Source organism: Plebeiibacterium sediminum (genome assembly GCF_026013605.1).
In the GTDB taxonomy this organism is placed as follows: Bacteria; Bacteroidota; Bacteroidia; order Bacteroidales; family Marinilabiliaceae; genus Saccharicrinis; species Saccharicrinis sediminus.
This window is the reverse complement of the sequence record NZ_JAPDPJ010000036.1, coordinates 1-16,643: the sequence shown is the minus strand read 5'-3', so window position 1 is coordinate 16,643 and position 16,643 is coordinate 1. Positions and strand designations below refer to the sequence as shown.

18 protein-coding genes and 1 rRNA gene are annotated in these 16,643 nt (G+C 31.6%); 14 read left to right on the top strand and 5 right to left on the bottom strand.

Annotated elements, in window-relative coordinates; translation table 11 throughout:
* Positions 1-37: 37 nt before the first annotated feature.
* Positions 38-1,186: a FecR family protein gene (locus OM075_RS14900; protein ID WP_301191327.1), complete on the bottom strand. Its 1,149-nt coding sequence runs from the start codon at positions 1,184-1,186 to the stop codon at positions 38-40.
* A gap of 364 nt (positions 1,187-1,550) precedes the next feature.
* On the bottom strand, positions 1,551-2,138 hold the full coding sequence (locus OM075_RS14895; protein WP_301191326.1) for an RNA polymerase sigma factor: 588 nt from the start codon (positions 2,136-2,138) through the stop codon (positions 1,551-1,553).
* A gap of 270 nt (positions 2,139-2,408) precedes the next feature.
* Between OM075_RS14895 and OM075_RS14890 the strand changes: the two genes are divergently transcribed.
* The 10 genes from OM075_RS14890 (at position 2,409) to OM075_RS14845 (ending at position 10,208) form a co-directional block, all read left to right on the top strand.
* Entirely contained in the window at positions 2,409-2,828 is a 420-nt protein-coding gene (locus tag OM075_RS14890) for an ArsC/Spx/MgsR family protein (RefSeq protein WP_301191325.1), read from the top strand.
* Positions 2,829-2,882: 54 nt separating this feature from the next.
* Positions 2,883-3,353, top strand: coding sequence for a magnesium-dependent phosphatase-1 (locus OM075_RS14885; RefSeq protein ID WP_301191324.1), 471 nt, complete (start codon positions 2,883-2,885; stop codon positions 3,351-3,353).
* A 40-nt stretch (positions 3,354-3,393) separates the two neighbouring features.
* A complete protein-coding gene (locus OM075_RS14880) occupies positions 3,394-4,275 on the top strand; it encodes a VIT1/CCC1 transporter family protein (protein ID WP_301191323.1) in 882 nt (293 codons plus the stop codon).
* Positions 4,276-4,560: 285 nt separating this feature from the next.
* Positions 4,561-5,589 (top strand): oxygen-dependent tRNA uridine(34) hydroxylase TrhO, encoded by a 1,029-nt coding sequence (gene trhO, locus OM075_RS14875; RefSeq protein WP_301191322.1) that lies wholly within the window; start codon positions 4,561-4,563, stop codon positions 5,587-5,589.
* Positions 5,590-5,750: 161 nt separating this feature from the next.
* Entirely contained in the window at positions 5,751-6,647 is an 897-nt protein-coding gene (locus tag OM075_RS14870) for a DMT family transporter (RefSeq protein ID WP_301191321.1), read from the top strand.
* A 60-nt stretch (positions 6,648-6,707) separates the two neighbouring features.
* A complete protein-coding gene (locus tag OM075_RS14865; protein ID WP_301191320.1) occupies positions 6,708-7,559 on the top strand; it encodes an alpha/beta hydrolase in 852 nt (283 codons plus the stop codon).
* A gap of 34 nt (positions 7,560-7,593) precedes the next feature.
* On the top strand, positions 7,594-8,142 hold the full coding sequence (locus OM075_RS14860) for a GNAT family N-acetyltransferase (protein WP_301191319.1): 549 nt from the start codon (positions 7,594-7,596) through the stop codon (positions 8,140-8,142).
* Between the two features lie 11 nt (positions 8,143-8,153).
* The gene (locus OM075_RS14855; RefSeq protein WP_301191318.1) at positions 8,154-8,630 is read left to right on the top strand and encodes a hypothetical protein; all 477 of its coding nucleotides are present in this window, start codon (positions 8,154-8,156) and stop codon (positions 8,628-8,630) included.
* Positions 8,631-8,684: 54 nt separating this feature from the next.
* The gene (locus OM075_RS14850) at positions 8,685-9,359 is read left to right on the top strand and encodes a hypothetical protein (protein WP_301191317.1); all 675 of its coding nucleotides are present in this window, start codon (positions 8,685-8,687) and stop codon (positions 9,357-9,359) included.
* Between the two features lie 33 nt (positions 9,360-9,392).
* Positions 9,393-10,208: a hypothetical protein gene (locus tag OM075_RS14845; protein ID WP_301191316.1), complete on the top strand. Its 816-nt coding sequence runs from the start codon at positions 9,393-9,395 to the stop codon at positions 10,206-10,208.
* Between the two features lie 2 nt (positions 10,209-10,210).
* On the opposite strand, the gene OM075_RS14840 is transcribed toward OM075_RS14845, so the two are convergent.
* Entirely contained in the window at positions 10,211-11,137 is a 927-nt protein-coding gene (locus tag OM075_RS14840; RefSeq protein WP_301191315.1) for a hydrogen peroxide-inducible genes activator, read from the bottom strand.
* 119 nt (positions 11,138-11,256) lie between these two features.
* Here OM075_RS14840 and ahpC point away from each other — a divergent pair, with 119 nt between their 5' ends.
* Together ahpC and ahpF are read left to right on the top strand one after the other, a co-directional pair.
* Entirely contained in the window at positions 11,257-11,820 is a 564-nt protein-coding gene (gene ahpC / locus OM075_RS14835) for an alkyl hydroperoxide reductase subunit C (RefSeq protein ID WP_301191314.1), read from the top strand.
* 66 nt (positions 11,821-11,886) lie between these two features.
* Positions 11,887-13,449: an alkyl hydroperoxide reductase subunit F gene (gene ahpF, locus OM075_RS14830; RefSeq protein WP_301191313.1), complete on the top strand. Its 1,563-nt coding sequence runs from the start codon at positions 11,887-11,889 to the stop codon at positions 13,447-13,449.
* A gap of 60 nt (positions 13,450-13,509) precedes the next feature.
* On the opposite strand, the gene OM075_RS14825 is transcribed toward ahpF, so the two are convergent.
* Entirely contained in the window at positions 13,510-14,769 is a 1,260-nt protein-coding gene (locus OM075_RS14825; protein WP_301191312.1) for a C1 family peptidase, read from the bottom strand.
* A 209-nt stretch (positions 14,770-14,978) separates the two neighbouring features.
* Here OM075_RS14825 and OM075_RS14820 point away from each other — a divergent pair, with 209 nt between their 5' ends.
* Positions 14,979-15,272 (top strand): hypothetical protein, encoded by a 294-nt coding sequence (locus OM075_RS14820; RefSeq protein WP_301191311.1) that lies wholly within the window; start codon positions 14,979-14,981, stop codon positions 15,270-15,272.
* A gap of 167 nt (positions 15,273-15,439) precedes the next feature.
* Positions 15,440-16,486: an NAD(P)/FAD-dependent oxidoreductase gene (locus tag OM075_RS14815; RefSeq protein WP_301191310.1), complete on the top strand. Its 1,047-nt coding sequence runs from the start codon at positions 15,440-15,442 to the stop codon at positions 16,484-16,486.
* A 68-nt stretch (positions 16,487-16,554) separates the two neighbouring features.
* Here the strand turns inward: OM075_RS14815 and rrf are convergent.
* Positions 16,555-16,643, bottom strand: a 5S ribosomal RNA gene (rrf, locus tag OM075_RS14810); the annotation flags it as partial.

Genomic DNA, 16,643 nt, shown 5'->3' with positions numbered 1-16,643 from the left:
ATTTAATATTTAGATTAAGATATTCTTTATTCGTATGCTATTTCTGATATAAAATAATCGTACTATCTTCTATTGAATACTCCATCTCTCGTGTCAAAACAAGAGCATCAAGTAAAACATTGATCGATCCATAACGTTTGATATCTCCAGAAAAACGAATGTCTTTTAACGTTGGTGAATCAAACACAACATCCACATCATACCATCTTTCCATTGTATTCATAATATCACTCAAACGCCTGTCGTTAAAAACAAATTTTCCATCTTTCCATCCTACATATTCATCTACATTCACCACTCTTTTTTCCCACTCATCACCTACAATTTTAATTTGTTCGCCTGGCTCTAAGTACATTGTTTCGTGACTGTTATCACTAAAAGCAATTTTACCATGAGCTAAAGTCACATAAGCATTTTCATCAGGATACGAACTAATTCCAAAACCTGTACCCAACACTTTTACGTCTCCATTATTTGTATGCACAATAAATGGATGTTCTTTATCTTCTGCCACTTCAAAAAACACTTCTCCACTAATAGTAACTTCCCTTGTTTTACCAATAAACCTAACAGGATGTTTCAAATATGAATCGGCATTTACCCATACTTTTGTACCATCACTCAAAGTCATATTAGCTTCTCCTCCAACAGGAACAACCAACGTATTTTCGACTAATTCATCCGAACTAACGTCATTGGAATATGAGAAAGTACCTTGTTGGTATTTTACACTCATATTTTGTTGTTCGTATGTAAAATCTTCTGCCGATGCTGTAATTGTTTTTCCGTTCGATAATATTAATGTTGATTTTGAAATACCATGGCTAATATTGGCCTGATGCTGGTATTGTTTTGGTTGCATCAAAAACAAACTAAATCCTATAATTAATATAATTGATGCTGCTGCACCATACATCCAATATTTTAATGTTAAACTTTTACGATTAACATTTGCTGGTAAATCTTCAATGGCTAATAAAAATCTTTCGTATCCTTCTTTTGATGAATACTTTTTGTATTTATTTATATGATTCACCAAATTGTTATTACTCAAAAAATAATTAAACACATTTTCCAGTTGCTTATTCTTCAATCCCAAATCGGCATTATTATCCTTTTCTAATGAATTAATAATTGTTTCACCAATTTTTCGAGTCTCTTTATGTAGCTTCTGACTATTCTTCATATGTCTAATCTAAAATTTCTTTAATTGCTCTATAAAACTTACCATTTTTGTTATTCTCCATTACGAAAAAAGTACATTCATGGCTCATTTCATGCCTGTGTTTTCTATTAAGACACCCTCAAAAATTAAAAGGGTGTCATTTGAATAAAAAAAAATTACTTTTTTTTTAGTTGACCCTTATTTTTAACAACAAACAGTAACTTTATTTGATACATTTTTAGCAGACTGTAACTAAAATTAACAGGGCCTTTTTTATAATCTATATGTTTATAATAATAATACCTTAATTAAAAAAGCAAGAAAAAAAGTAGTGATAGTGTATTACTATAAGCAAGTAATAAGAAGAATACCAAAGAGCTATTTGCTAATGATTTGAGAACATTTGAACCGAAAAGAATAGTATAGCAACAAATAGTTCCGACACATTCATTTGAGCGCTTAGACTTTTAAATGCCCTTTGTCGATAAGTTTTAATTGTATTAATACTAATATCCAGCTCTTCGGCTATTTCTGTCCATCCATATCCCTTTAACCTAAGAAGCAATACCTCTTTTTGCTGTGTAGGTAATTTATTAATATGATGATAAAGTAACCGTACAATCTCCTCCTTTAATGTTTCTTCATACACTTCCTCACTTTCAAACGCATTCTTATCGTCGATAGACTCTAATTTATTATCGCGTGCTTTTTGATTACGAATATGATTTAGTGATCTGTGATAGCAACTTTTATATAAGTAGTAGGTGAGATTTTTAACATCATCAAATTGTTGTTGCGATTTCCAAAGTCCAATAAAAACTTCCTGAACAACATCCTGAGCCATTTCTGTATCTTTTAAAAAACGCTCAACATAGGAACATAGTGAGGGGTAATAATGATCAAACAGGAATTGCCAGGATTGTTTATCCTTTTCATTTACTCCCTTTAATATTTGTTCATTTTTAATATTCATTTTTATTTTCCCCTCTCACCGGACAAATTTAGAAAATCTTTTAAAAAAAGAAATCTTAATTAATAGTTGTAAGCATAAACACAATAATTACTTACATTTTCTCCTCTAATCTAAATTGGGGAAATAAGCGTAATAATTTAAACAACAATAAAGTAATTTCAAATATCACAATCCTACTTTTTTGTATAAACATGCATATCTAAATCATTATTAATAAAACATATAACAAAAATGGATCAACCATTGTTTTATCTCCTATTAAAAAATATTATGGAAATTCATTTTTACGAAAAACCGGGTTGTATTAATAATACCAAACAGAAGAGAATTTTAGCAGAAAAAGGTTATACTGTAATTGCTGAAAACATTCTAACATATAAATGGACTGCAGAAAAACTGGAAACTTTCATGAAGGATCGCCCATTAAAAGAAAGGTTTAATATGAGTGCGCCTCGGATAAAAAATGGTGAAGTTTCTATTCATGATTTTGATGAACAATCTGCATTTGAAGCAATGATAAAAGATCCATTTTTAATTAAACGTCCATTGATTCAGTACGGTGAGAAATTTGGTTGCGGATTCGACAGCTCATTAGCTACTGATTTAATTAAAGGGATAAATGTAGATGCTTTATTACAATGCCCTAAAATGGCAGAAAACAAAAATTGCGATGATCTAACTTCTATATAAAGGATGATTTTGTCTTAATTTATTTAATTTTGAGGCTCAAAATCCTATTTTAATATGAAGAAGTTAGTTGTTTTTGATCTAGACTTTACTTTGTGGGACGCAGGAGGAACCTGGTGTGATTGTACAAATCCACCTTATAAAAAGGTGAATAATCATGTAGTTGATGCTTCCGGAAGTAAAATTAAATTATATCCGGATGTATTAGACATCTTAAATAAATTGAAGGATCAAAAGATTGAAATGGCTCTTGCTTCAAGGACCAGTGCACCATCCTGGGCCAGACAATTATTAAATTTGCTTGAAATAGAACACTTTTTTGAACTTCAGGAAATATATCCAGGAAGCAAAATCCTTCATTTTTCAAGATTGCAAAAAGCCCGTGGTTTTAAATATTCAGACATGATATTTTTTGACGACGAAATGAGAAACATCAGCGAGGTTGGTTCTCTTGGTGTTCATGCTGTTTATGTTGAAAATGGAATAAACAACCATCTGGTAAATGAAGCTTTAAATCACAAACAATAAAAATTCCTTAACGACAGATCTTTTCAATAAATAAAAATAAATGAAGTCAATATCATTATCACCCAAGCAACAAAAAGCAATTGAACGTTTTCAAAAAGACGAAATAAATGGCCACCTGACTTATCTACGACTATCCAAAGTAATTAAGAACCCCGAAAATGCAAAGGTTCTGAGTAAAATTGCTCATGATGAAAAATTGCATTACGAATTGCTTAAAAGGTACAGCGGGAAAGACATTGCTCCTAATAAATTTAAGATTTGGTGGTTCTTTATAATCGCACGAATATTTGGAATTACCTTTGGCGTAAAGCTACTTGAACGAAGAGAGGAAAAAGCCCAAGCTGGATATTTACAATATGTAGAAACCATTCCTGACTTTAAAAGAATTATTGAACACGAAGAAGAACATGAAAAACAACTGATTGATTTAATCAATGAAGAAAGACTGAAATATGTTGGTTCTATTGTACTTGGTTTAAATGATGCCCTGGTAGAATTAACAGGTAGTTTGGCTGGTTTTTCTTTAGCTATGCAAAACTCAAAAATTATAGCCATGGCTGGACTAATTACGGGTATTGCGGCATCCTTTTCGATGGCTGCATCTGATTATTTATCTCAAAAAGCTGATGGAGAAGGAAAAGATGCGCTTAAATCATCCCTTTATACAGGGGTTGCATATATTATTACTGTTGCATTACTTATTCTCCCCTATCTATTGTTAGATAATTATCTGGTTTGTTTAGGTATTACTTTATCTATTGCCATTCTTATTATTTTAGGATTTAATTACTATATCTCAATTGCCAAGGACTTAAATTTTAAACAACGTTTTACTGAAATGGCATTAATCAGTTTGGGCGTATCTGCCCTATCTTTTGGAATTGGTTTTGCTGTAAAACATTTGTTTGGCATTGAAATATAATCTATCGTTCAATTAAATCTATAATTATATTAATTCAATAGATCATTAGAGTTTAGATCCTTGATTATAGACTCATTTTCATGATGTTTAAAATCAATAATTTATAAATATCGCACATCAAACCACAAATAGTCATAAAAATTTACCAAACTATTATAATTAAGACATTGCTTTAATAAATTCTTTTATTAAAGCAATGTCTTTTAAGTTTCTACACCTCCATTACCACATTTTAGATATTCGGATTTATTTATCTTTTATTATATTTGCCGAAAAAAAATAATAATGGATCCGAATAAAGGCAAAACTCATTTAATAAACAGATTAAGTCCTGAACAACTTCTGGAAAAGCTAAACAACGAAACATTCAAACGTAAAACCGTATCCTTTTACAGATATGTTATTATAGAAAATGCTCATGAAGTTAGAGATGCTCTATATAACGAATGGAAAAACTTAGATTGTTTAGGGCGTATTTACATTGCCCATGAGGGCGTTAATGCTCAAATGAATGTTCCTGAACACAACTGGGAACAATTTGTAGAAGGTATTCAGAAAAATCCTTATTTAAAAGATATTCCATTTAAAATTGCCATTGAAGATGATGGTAAATCATTTTTAAAATTACAGATCAAAGTTCGTCATAAGATTGTAGCCGATGGACTAAATGACGATGAATTTGATGTTACCAATGTAGGTAAACATTTAGATGCCAACGAATGGAATGCTGCAATGGAACAAGGTGCTATTGTGGTTGATATGCGTAATTTCTATGAGAGTGAAATAGGCCATTTTGAAGGAGCTATACTTCCTAAAGCTGAAACCTTTACAGATGAACTTCCTGAAGTACTTGATATTTTAAAGGATAAAAAAGATGAGAAGATTTTACTTTATTGTACAGGTGGCGTACGTTGCGAAAAAACAAGTGCTTACTTAAAGCATCATGGATTTAATGATGTAAATCAGCTGTACGGAGGTATCATCAATTACAAGCAACAAATCAAAGAAACAAATCAACTTGAAAATAAATTTAAGGGTAAGAACTTTGTTTTTGATAATCGATTAAGTGAAAGAATCAGTGAAGATGTAATTAGTCGGTGCCATCAATGTGGTGAACTTTGTGATACACATACAAATTGTAAAAACATTCGCTGCAATTTATTGTTTATTCAATGTACTAGCTGTGCTGAAAAATATGAGCACACTTGTTCTGATCAATGTAAAGAATATGTTTTAGCAAATACAGACACACGTATTCAATTGGATCAAATACATAATTATAGACCAGTAAAAAGATATTTCCATAGAATTTAACTTCTTTCTTTACTATTAAATTTCTGGCAAACTATTCAACAACTCTTCCTTATTAATGGAATGAGTAGTTGAATAGTTTCAAATTTATTAAACAATAAAAAAGTTTATTTAAGAGTATTTATTACAGATACACTTTACCTTTACCAGATAATTTGCACAATATGAACAAAGGAATATATTACGCTATTTTCACTGCCTTTTTATGGGGCTTTCTGGCTATTGGTTTAAAAGTTGCTGTTAATATAGTTCCTCCAATAACTGTTACTTGGTTTAGGTTTGCACTAGCCTTTGCAACAATGGTTCTGTTTTATGCTTTCAAACAAAAAGAAAAGCTTTCAATTATAAAACGACCTCCCCTGTTTGCCATTTTAGCCGGAGTGTTTTTAGGATGTAATTATGTAGGTTTTATTTCAGGAGTACAAATGACAACTCCTACAATTGCGCAGGTATTTGCGCAAGTTGGTCCTGCCGTTTTAGCGTTTTCTTCCATTTTCCTTTTTAAAGAAAAAATGAGTCTGCGACAAATTACCGGCTTAATTGTGGTGATTATTGGAATGCTGGTATTTTATAAAGATAAAATGTCGATGATTAGTCTGAATGAGGATATACAACTGTTTAAAATAGGCGTATTAGTTCTGATTTTTGGTGCACTAACATGGGTGTTATATGCTATTTTTCAAAAGAAGGTAGTTAACGACTTTGATCCATTACAACTAAACCTGATTATATTTGGTGTTCCGGCTTTATTACTAACTCCGGTAGCTGAATTTAATGCTTTTGCTAATTTAACGATAAGCCAATGGTTACTCATGGCTTACCTGGGTTTAAACACTTTGCTGGCCTATGGTTCTTTGGCACTTGCATTTAAATACACCGAAGCAAACAAAGTTAGTGTTATTGTTACACTAAATCCTTTGATCACTTTCGGCGCCATGATATTCTTAAGTTATTACCATGTTTCATGGATTAGTCCTGAAACATTTTCATTTTTAACTATAATTGGTGCAGTAATGGCACTAATGGGAGTAGTTTTAGCTGTTGTAAAAAGCAAAAAGTAGTTTGCAATCATACTAAATTGTAAGTACTTTGGGAATATATTTAAGCTAACTATTCCGTCAATGTATAAGATCCTTTCTGTACTTTTTTGTTTATTAACATTATCTTCTTTTACCTTATTACCTAAAGATGAAGATAATAAATATAGACCTGATCAGACAGCTATATACAAAACCATTGAATCAACTCAATTACATCTGGAGATATTCTTCCCCAAGAAACATAAATGTAAAAAGAAGCCGGCAATTGTTTTCTTTTACGGTGGAGGTTGGAAATATGGTTCAATTAATCAGTTTGCTCCTCATGCAGAATACTATAAACAGAAAGGTTTTGTTACAATTTTAGTAGATTACCGGGTTGAACAACGACATCGATCCACACCATTTGATGCTGTAGAGGATGCAAAATCGGCCATGCGATACATAAAACAACAAGGCCAAAAGCTCAGAATTGACACTTCAAAAATTATAGCCTGTGGAGGATCTGCTGGAGGTCATCTTGCAGCAGCTACTGCATTAATCAATAGCTATAATTCAATATCGGATAATATAAATATTAGTCCAAAACCTAATGCCCTCATATTGTTTAACCCGGTAATAGATAATGGCCCTGAAGGATATGGCTTTGAAAGAATTGGTGATGAATACAAGCATTTTTCGCCAATGCACAATATTGTTAAAAGAGCTCCTCCCACAATTATTCTAATCGGAACAAAAGATCAACTCATTCCAGTAAAGACTATAGAAAATTATAAAACAAAGATGGATAGTGTTGGAAGCATTTGTCAAATAAAATTTTATAAAGATCAGAAACACGGATTCTTTAATTACAAGCATACTTCAAATTACAATCACACATTAACCGATATGAATCAATTTTTAATTGATCTGGGTTACTTAAAAAAAGACAAATAATGACTGCAATTATTTACTCCATCTTTAACCAATTATGACTACACTGTACGCACAAATAGAATTTAAAATTCGTCCATGGAAAATTCCTGATGCTCCGGCTGTTGCGGCTCATGCAAATAATTGGAATATAGCTCAAAACCTGAGTAACAGATATCCACACCCCTATTCGGAAAATGACGCTAAAATATTTATTGACTCCGTTATGAATGATGAAAGTGACAGTATCTTCGCCATTGAGGTATACGGAGAAGCTATTGGCAGTATTGGAATTATGCCCCAAAGTGACATTTATTGTAAAAATGCAGAGATTGGTTATTGGTTGGCCGAACCATATTGGGGTAAGGGAATTGCATCTAAAGCCATTAAACGGATTGTTGATTATGCTTTTAGAAAATATAATATAAACCGTATATATGCAGCAGTATTTGGAAATAATATAGTCTCACAAAAAGTATTGTTAAAAAACCATTTTGTTTTGGAAGCCTCCTTTGAGAAAACAATATTTAAAAAAGGTGTTTATCATGATGAAATGATATACTCAATCCGAAGAAATCAATGGAAAAAGAATATACTTCAACAATAAAATCTATCTTTATGAATACTCAACCTGATTTTACTTCAGTCAAGACTACGATAAACAAATGCCTTAGTCATTGGGAAAAAACACTACTTGAATTAAATGATATCCAAATTACTCAAAACCGGAATAAACAACACCGAAATATAAAACAAATTTTAGGTCACTTGATAGATTCTGCTTCTAACAACCATCAACGTATGGTAAGATTGCAGTACTCCAAAGAGTTGGTTTTTCCGGATTATCAACAGGATAATGATTTATGGATTCAATTGCAGCAATATGAAAAAGCCGATTGGTTTAACCTCATTCAACTATGGAAATATTATAATTTACATATTATACAGATGATTGATGCTGTAGATATTAAAAAACTAAATAATACCTGGAAAAATTTTGAAGGTGAAACTACAACGCTAAAACAAATGATAGAAGGATATCCAGAACATTTATTGCTTCATATGAATGAAATACAAGAACTTCTTGAATTGTAATCATCTAAATAATATTCTACTATTTTTACTCACAAACTATTAAACGCTAAAAATATGGATTGTCCGAAATGTGGTTCTGTTATTCTTAAAGAAAACATCAACATTCAAACAGATATTGCTCAATGCATTAATTGTGATCATATATTTAAAATATCTGAACATATTCAGGTTGTAAACGATGATTTTGATGTTCGAGATACACCAAAAGGAACTTGGTTTCAAAAAGATTTTGACATCATTATTCTTGGAGCTTCTACAAAATCACCTATCGCATTCTTCTTAGTTCCATTTATGCTTGTCTGGTCGGGCGGTTCTTTAGGTGGTATTTACGGTTCTCAAATTGCATCAGGAGAATTAAATATCGGTATGTCGTTATTTGGAATACCTTTTTTACTTGGTTCAATATTTTTTTGGAGCATAACTGCAATGGCTATAGCAGGAAAGGTTGAACTTAAATTAAATAAACAGGGAGGTAAAATTTTTACAGGAATTGGCAATATTGGTTTTACAAAAACATTTACTTGGGATGAAGTTTCAACCATTAGAGAAACTACAAGTAACATTAGAACCAACGGCAGACAAAATATAAAATTATGCCTTGAGGGAAAAAGAAGAGTGTGCTTTGGAATAGGCTTAAAGGAAGAAAGACGCTATTATTTATTAAAAGCCATGCAAACTGTTTTAGCCAAACTTAAGAGTAATCGCAATATGAATTACCAATCTTTTTAATTCAGTATAAAAGCATCAAAAATACTCTAACCAATGAAAACAGTTTACAAATTACTTTTCTATATACTATTGGTATTACTATTTGTTATTTTAACTGTACTTACACAAATTGGAGGTATTATACTTGTTATAACACTGCTACTTTCGAAAACAATAAAATATAAATTACCATTTAAAACATTGTTGGTTTTCATCATATTATATAGCACTGCTACCTTTTTACTTGTACCCAAAATTGCTAAAATTTCAGGCAGAGAAAAAGTCATACAATCATCATCTATTAAACCAGCAAATTATATATCTGTCATTTTAAATAGAAATTATGTATTACCAGAAGTCAATAAATTATTGAGAAGTGCTGCTTATGAGTTAAAATATCAAAACAGTTCCATTCAAATCAGATATCTTGATGCCTGTTTTCCATTCATTAATGGTTTCCCTCTTCTTCCACACCTTAGCCATAATGATGGAAAAAAGATTGATTTAAGTTTAGTTTACGAAAATCAGGATGGTATAATTATTAATAAAAGTAAGTCCATTAGCGGATATGGTGTTTTCGAAAATGCCTTAAATAACGAATTTAACCAAACTCAAAGATGTTTTGAGCAGGGGTATTTACAATATGATTTCCCAAAATATCTGACATTAGGGAGAATAAATTCTAATTTAAAGTTCTCTGAAAAAGGAACCAAACAACTGCTGTTAGCCCTTTTAAAAGAGAAAACAATCAGTAAAATATTTATTGAACCACACCTCAAAAATCGAATGGGAATAAAAGATACCCGGGTTCGATTTCAAGGATGTCGTTCAGTTCGACATGATGACCATATACATATTCAAATTAATTAGTACTACAATAATTTAATTGAAAACTTCTTCAATCGCTCATCCAGCATATGATTAGGAATAATTGATTTTATGCTATCAGCAACTGCATTAATCATCTTTTCCTTAATAAAATTATTTTTAATCACTATCGAAATTTCTCTTATTGCAGGTGGATCATTAATCTCCCGAACATTTATTTGCTGTTCTTCTCTTAAAAAATCCATGTGCAGTTCCGGAATTACAGAATATCCTCCATTCATATCTACAATTCTAACTAATGTATCAATACTTCCTGCCTCAAACGTATGATTATATGGTAGTGAGCGCTGACAAAAATTAAAAATCTGATCTCTTAAACAGTGACCTTCTTCTAATATCCATAGATTTTCCTGGGGTAAATTTGTTGCAGATAAAGGAATGTCCCTTAATGGATGGTCTTTAGAAAAATAAGCTAAAAACTTTTCGTAGTACAGTGGAATTTCAAAAAACTCCTCTTCTTCTAAAGGCGTAGCTGCAATAAACATATCAACACTCTCTCGTTTCAAAGCCTGAATTAAAGTTTCTGTATTCATCTCTGAAATAGTTAACTGAATTTCAGGATAATTTGTCTTAAATTCCTTTATAAACTGAGGAATCAAATATGGAGAAAGTGTGGGTATAACACCTATATTTAAAGGTCCCGACAATGATTCTGTTTCATCAATAACTACCTGCTTAACCTTTTTCAACTCTCTTAAGGTAGCCTCTGCCTGATTTATTATCCTTAAACCAACTTCTGTAGGTTCTACCGGATGCTTACTTCTGTCAAAAATAGAAACATCTAATTCGTTTTCCAATTTCTGAATCATCATACTTAATGTGGGTTGAGTTACGCCACATTCTTTTGATGCTGTAACAAAATGCCTGTATTTATTTAAGGCCACAATGTATTCTAACTGCTGAATAGTCATAGTATATAAATATTACTTATACAAATATAGATAATATCTGTTTGATTTATACTGCAAAGGGCTCTACATTTGTTTCAGAAACAATAAGAAAATGTTTAACAAATAAAAAATTTAAGACTATGTCACAGATTGGAAAACAAGTAGTAGACTTTAAAGTACAGGCTTACGCAAATAATAATTTTGAAACTGTATCAAAAGAAGATACATTAGGAAAATGGGCAGTATACTTTTTCTATCCTGCAGATTTCACCTTTGTATGCCCAACTGAGTTGGAAGATTTAGCAAATTCATATGATGAATTTAAAGCTACCGGAGCAGAAATTTACTCTGTTTCAACAGACTCTCATTTTGTACACAAAGCATGGCATGATGCAAGTGATACCATCAAAAAAATTAAATACCCAATGTTAGCAGATCCTACAGGTGTTCTTTCGAGAGGTTTTGAAGTAATGATTGAAGAAGATGGTATGGCCGAAAGAGGAACATTCATTGTAAGTCCTGAGGGAGAGATTGTTTCATACGAAGTAGTTGCTGGTAATGTAGGTAGAAATGCAGATGAGTTATTGAGAAAACTTAAAGCACTTCAGTTTGTAGCTGCACACCCTTCAGAAGTATGTCCTGCTAAATGGAAAGAAGGTGCTGAAACACTAAAACCTAGTATTGATCTTGTTGGTGTAATTTAATCACCACAAGAAAATGCACTAATAAACTTAGGGAGAGGCTTTCCTCTCCCATTAAAATTTAAAGACATGTTAGAACAAGCTATAAAAGATCAATTGAAAACCGTTTTTGGTAATCTTAAAAGTAATTTTACTTTGCAAGTAAACGCAGATGAAAATCATTCTCAAAAAAAAGAATTGATTGAGTTATTAGATGAAGTTGCATCGTGTTCCGATAAAATTACCACTCAAGTTAATGATGGCGATGACTTATCTTTCAGAATTTTTAAAGAAGACAAGCCTTTAAATATCATTTTCAGAGCAATTCCTACAGGACATGAATTTTCTTCACTTTTGGCTGCTATTTTAAATGCAGATGGCATAGGTAAGAATTTACCTGATGAAGTTATTGCTAAAAGAATTGAAAACTTAAATGGAAAGATTGAACTTAAAAGCTATATTTCTTTAACATGTACAAACTGTCCTGAAGTAGTTCAGTCTTTAAATGTAATGTCACTTATCAATCCAAATATTTCGCATCAAATTATTGATGGTGCCATAAATCAGGAAGAAGTTGAACAATTACAAATTCAGGCAGTGCCAACAGTTTATGCCAATGGTGAGCAATTGCATGTTGGCAGATCTTCATTAGGAGAATTATTAAATAAACTTGAGAAACTAGTAGGTTCCGATGAAAATGCAGAACCGCTTACTATACATAAAAAATATGACGTAGCCATTGTTGGAGGAGGTCCCGCGGGAGTTTCTGCCGCAGTATATTCTGCCCGCAAAGGTTTTTCTGTAGCCATTATTGCAGAAAAAGTAGGTGGTCAGGTAACTGAAACTGTTTCTATTGAGAATATGATTTCTATTCCTCAGACAACAGGTTCGCAACTCTCGGCAAATTTAATGAGCCATTTAAAAGATTACCCCATTGATGTATTGGAAAATCGATTGGTTGAAGAAGTTGAAATCATTGATGGTTATAAACAATTAAAAACATCGTTAGGCGAAGTAATCACAACACCTGCAATGATTATTGCAACAGGTGCAAGTTGGAGAAAACTGGGTGTACCAGGCGAAGATCAGTATATAGGATCCGGAGTTGCTTTTTGTACACATTGTGATGGTCCTTTCTATAAAAATAAAAAAGTAGTAGTTATAGGTGGAGGAAACTCAGGCCTGGAAGCTGCCATAGATTTATCATCCATTGCTTCGGAAGTTACTGTATTTGAATTTATGGACGAACTAAAAGGAGACCAGGTGCTTCAGGATAAGTTAAAATCATTATCTAATGTAAAAATTCTTACAGGTATTGAAACCAAACATATCGAAGGTGACGGACAAAAAGTAACCGGAATTAAATATAAAAAACGAAATACTGAGGAAGAAAAATTTCTGGATGTGGATGGAGTATTTGTGCAAATAGGATTAAAACCCAATAGCCACGTATTCGCAGATATTGTTAAAACCAACAGAATGGGAGAAATTGAAATTGATGCTGCTTGCCGGACTAATACTGCCGGTATATATGCTGCCGGAGATGTTTCGGTGGTTCCTTATAAACAAATTGTAGTTGCAATGGGTGAAGGATCCAAGGCTGCTTTATCAGCTTTTGAGGATAACATTAAAAATTTACAACTGGCAAATTAAAATATATTCCTCAAAAAAAGAAGGAGCTATTGTTTATTATAACGATAGCTCCTTTTTTTATTATTTAAACTTCTTCAGAATGTCTTTTACGGCGTCTTTATGAATTGTAAAACCCATCATCTTTAATTTAATATAGTCCTCATGGAAAAAATAATATCCAAATCGTGCATCATTTTGACCAATATTTCTAGACCCAGAACTGGAATCTTTTATTAAATACCAATCTTTTCCTGTTCCTTTATAATTTTCTAAATAACCTACTAAATGCATTCCGTGATCATCAGTCGTTGTTTCATTTGAAAATCTAAACTGACGGGCATCTTCATTTATATATGCAGATGGAATATCATAATCTGGAATAATAGCACAATTGGTTTCTCGACTAAAACCTGTTTCTGACACATCACCTCCAATGCTTAATGTATATCCCTTTTTAACTGCTGTTTTAATTGCTTTCATAAAATCATCCAATGGAATATTGTAATATTCTTTACTATGCCACCAGTTATCAGGTACTTTATACTCAACTAACTGCCAATAAGGTTCCTGTTTATATGATAGAATTTCTACATAGTCATCAGGATTAAGCTTTAAATAATCAGCTAAATAGCTTTGAGGAGTAAAAGCTTCACCTTCAACTTTAAATGAAGTTGGAGGTACACCAATATAATGGTTCATAATTGATTTAATGGTTTCTAAACCAAAATCTACATTCCATGTATTACTTTCTTTTAATGATGATAAAAAGCTTTTCATTTCCTCAAACATTTTTGCATGAGTATGAAATTTTCTATTATCAATTAACCCGGTGTACAATTCTTTAGGAACAGCCCCATATTCTTTCATAATTCGAGCTACAGCATTTCCTTCAGAACCTTCATCAAAATTTGAGTCACCTCGCTTTTCTATAAAACGACGAGCTTTTTCTACATATTCCCAGTAAACTGTATATAATTCAGAAATTTCAACTTTCTTACCTGTTAAACGAAATACTTCTGTTTCATAAAAAGAGGTAGTTGAAAAACACCAGCAAGTACCAGTATTGCCTTGTGATTCGAGAGGCTGACACCAAGCTGCAGTATACAAAGATGGATCATTGGGTAAATCCATATTAGACTGATCCATAATAAAACGCTTGTATGAATCCTGATCTTGGTTATCCAATGAATCATTTACTGCATTTACATCCTTTAAAATAGATTCATAATAATAGCCTTTTCCCTTTTCGATAACCTGAATTTTGGCTTTGTCCTGATTGTTTTGCGCATTCAATGATGACACAATAATCACAAGCCCTAATGTTAGTAATTGTTTAAACATACTTATTAATATTTTGATATAATACTTCTAATTTCAACCTTATAACAAAGTCACCCCTAATAAATTAACATCAAAATTAAAATTTAATACTTTTATATAAATTGATTAATAACAGGTTTACTTCATTTTATACCTAATTAATTATCAAAATATTCCTTTTTAACCTCAAATCTTTATTTTTGTTCTCTTACAAAAAAAGAAAACTCAGCATGGAATATATTGAATATGATATCAAACAAATAATTAATGAAAAACTAAAAGGTATTATTTCACCTAATAGTGTAGAATTAAACTGTGAGGTATTTGGCACCGACCTGAATAACGTGTATGATAGTTATATTTATTATAGTGATGAAGTTGATGGAATAATTGATGTTTATGCTGATTTTAATTGCACCGTTATTGAAGGTTATGAGGAAAAATTAACTAGAGGGAGTTTTAAAGGAAGATTTATTCTGGACTACAAAAGTTTTATTGAAGACAGCTGTGAAGTAAGCATTTAATACTTGAATAATACAAAAATCAAAAGTGAAATATCTATTCCCTAAATTCTCAACCTTATAAGATTACGCTACCCATCTCTTTTCATCTTAATACGTAGAACCTAAACGCTAAAACAATTTTCATTTTCCTCTGTTTTTGTACCGTAAAATCACTTAAATAGAGAAAATTGAAAGTACTTATTATTGGGCAAGGATTAGCGGGGACAATACTATCTTTTAAATTAATTCAAAAAGGACATGACGTAACAGTTGTTGATGATCCTTCTCTTAAAAAATCATCTCTTGTAGCTGGAGGAATGGTTAACCCGGTTGTATTTAGAAGGCTTACAAAATCATGGATGATTGATGAATTATATCCTGAGTTTATTAAAACCAGTGAGGAATTAGAAACGCTTTTAGATGTACAACTGTTTTATCCCAAAACAATATTTAGAGTTTTAGGTAAAGATGAAGATTCATTTTGGCAAAAAAAATATATCGACAATGGATTAGAAAAATATATAGATAGAGAACCGGCATATTTCCCAATTTCAAAATATTTAAAAATACCATTTGGCTACGGTAAAGTAAAAGTTGGAGGTTGGTTTGATATACAAACCTTAATTAGTACATATAACAACTATTTAAAGGAAAATTCGCAATTAATATCTGCACATATTGATATTTCCTATGACTTAAAATTTTCATCTCATAAGGTTGATTGGAAAGGTAACAATTATGATAAAGTAATTCTTTGTACAGGAAGCGCTGAAGAGAAAAACAATGTATTTAAACAAGTAAAATTTAAAAATACCTTAGGGGATGTACTTACAATAAAAAGTGATGAATATAGTAACGATCACATTGTTTCTAAAAATATTTTCATATTACCAATTCAGAACAACAAATTTAAAACAGGTTCAACTTTTCGTTGGGATTTTAATGATTCTCAACCATCGGAGAATGCAAAACAGGAAATTACTGAAAAACTAAATAAAATAGCAGATTTCAATTATATCATAGAAGACCATCAGGCAGGTGTTAGACCAACAACAAATGACAGAAGACCTGTTATTGGATTTCTGAAAGACAATCCTTGTTTAGGTATTATGAACGGACTTGGTTCAAAAGGTATTCTTCTTTCCTCCTGGGTAGCAAATCAGCTCATAAATAAAATGGAACATCCACAATATGAAATACACCCTGAAATAGATTTAAACAGATATTATAAATAATACTTTCAACATAAAGTGTATAAACGCAAAAAGAGCAACTGAAACTTGTTCAATTGCTCTTGCTTTAAAATCAGCGGCGACCTACTCTCCCACAATATGCAGTACCATCGGCGCTAATGGGCTTAACTTCTCTGTTCGGAATGGGAAGAGGTGGAAC